This window comes from Romboutsia sp., assembly GCF_051659545.1.
Classification (GTDB): domain Bacteria; phylum Bacillota; class Clostridia; order Peptostreptococcales; family Peptostreptococcaceae; genus JBOFOR01.
The window spans coordinates 1-1,732 of record NZ_JBOFOR010000140.1 but is presented as its reverse complement, the minus strand read 5'-3'; the positions used below and the strand labels follow the sequence as shown (position 1 = coordinate 1,732).

The following is a 1,732-nucleotide window of genomic DNA, read 5'->3' as shown; positions in this document are numbered from 1 at the left end:
TGATGTTTTCAATATTAAAATCTAATTCTAAATATTCACCTTTAGCTAAAGTTAATTTTAGATTACCTTGTTTATTAATTCTAATATCTTGGTTTTTAAATGGAATTATATAAAACTTTTTTTCTTTGTATGGATATCTAGCTTTTTTATCTCCACTTTTTCTTAGTTTTGATATAGTTAGTCTATTGGCACTAAATTTTGTTGATATTGCTTGAATTGTTTGTCCTGATAAATTATATCTACCTTTGACTAACTTCTGAATATCATAGTTGCTTATCCATTTTTTATTTTCATCATAATATTCCCTAGATATTTTAACTACTTCATTCCAGCACTTAGCACTTTCCATTTACTTTTCTCTAACTAATCCAAATTGCTCTCTATTTAGTTTTAATTTCTCTCTATGAGTTTTTATCATCTTTATTCACCTCACTTTCTATATTGTTTATTGTATACTACATAGAAAACTATATTCAAGGTGAGTGTTCTATACCTGTTTAATCAAGTTCAAGACCGAGCAATTCCACCCCATAGCTAAAGCAAGGGGCTATCTTGCTCAATTATTGTATATTGGTGCTTTTTTCTTAAACTTTTCAAATTCATACTAATCATATTTTTCATACCCCCTATTATTATTTTATTCAAGAATATCTTTTAAGTCTATCAACTAATACTAACATCACTGTATATGCATATTAACATTTATTGTTTTTATAATCTATATATATAAGTTTCAATAAATAAAATACATAATCCATAATATTCATATATATTATTTTTAGAGAATACAGAAACTAAAATAAAAACTATTTTTAGAGAGGTTTGTATTCTATGAGAAAATTTGATGATAGTGTTGATATAGAAAAATTAATAAGTGAAGTTAAATTTGTTATGAAAACAGAAAAGAATGTTAGGATGTATAAGAGATACTCAGTTATTTTAAAGCATCTACAAGGTGTTTCTAACAAAGATATTGCTAAAATGGAGTCATTAGAAGCACATGCCGTAGGCAATTATATAAAGAAATATCATGAAGGTGGATTAAATTCACTTGAAATAAAATATAGTCCAGGGGCTCCACGTAAAATGAACCCTCAACAAGAGTTAGAACTTGTAGATATCATAACTAATAATATACCTGAAGATGTTGGTTTTGAAAGTAGATGTAATTGGACGATTTCACTTATTCAAGAGTTAATTGAAAATAAATTTAGTATTAAAATGTGCCATAGTGCTGTTGATGTAGTATTGCATAGGTTAAATCTTAGCTACACAAGACCTACATATACATTAGCAAAAGCAGATGAAGAAAAACAAATTAAATTTAAAGATGATTTTGAAGATCTAAAAAAAATATCACAAGGGAGAGGTTAATCATATACTATTTCAGGATGAATCTATGATTAGAGATTATCAGGCAATACAGAAAACCTGGTTTATAAAGGGAAAACAGAAAGTAATACCTACCTATGGCAAAAATGCAGGAGTAAAGCTGATAGGAATACTGGATTATGTTACGGGGATCATTTACTGTGAAGAACATGATAAATACGATGCTAAAATATTTTTGGATTTTCTAAAAACAACCTTGGATAAATACCCTACGGGTAAGATTGTAATGATTTTAGATAATGCTAGAATACATCATGCAAAGTTGATTCAACCTTTCTTAAATGAAGTGCAAGATAGACTAGAATTAATGTTTTTACCACCATATAGCCCACAATTTAAT

2 protein-coding genes and 1 pseudogene are annotated in these 1,732 nt (G+C 27.4%); 2 read left to right on the top strand and 1 reads right to left on the bottom strand.

What is annotated here, in order from left to right; all coding sequences use genetic code 11:
* A pseudogene (locus ACRC03_RS08080) lies at window positions 1-349 on the bottom strand (RNA-guided endonuclease InsQ/TnpB family protein); the annotation flags it as partial.
* 482 nt (window positions 350-831) lie between these two features.
* Between ACRC03_RS08080 and ACRC03_RS08075 the strand changes: the two are divergent.
* Together ACRC03_RS08075 and ACRC03_RS08070 are read left to right on the top strand one after the other, a co-directional pair.
* The gene (locus ACRC03_RS08075) at window positions 832-1,374 is read left to right on the top strand and encodes a helix-turn-helix domain-containing protein (RefSeq protein WP_438652052.1); all 543 of its coding nucleotides are present in this window, start codon (window positions 832-834) and stop codon (window positions 1,372-1,374) included.
* Between the two features lie 4 nt (window positions 1,375-1,378).
* Window positions 1,379-1,732 (top strand): IS630 family transposase (locus ACRC03_RS08070; protein WP_438652053.1); only part of this gene is annotated, 354 nt, incomplete at its 3' end.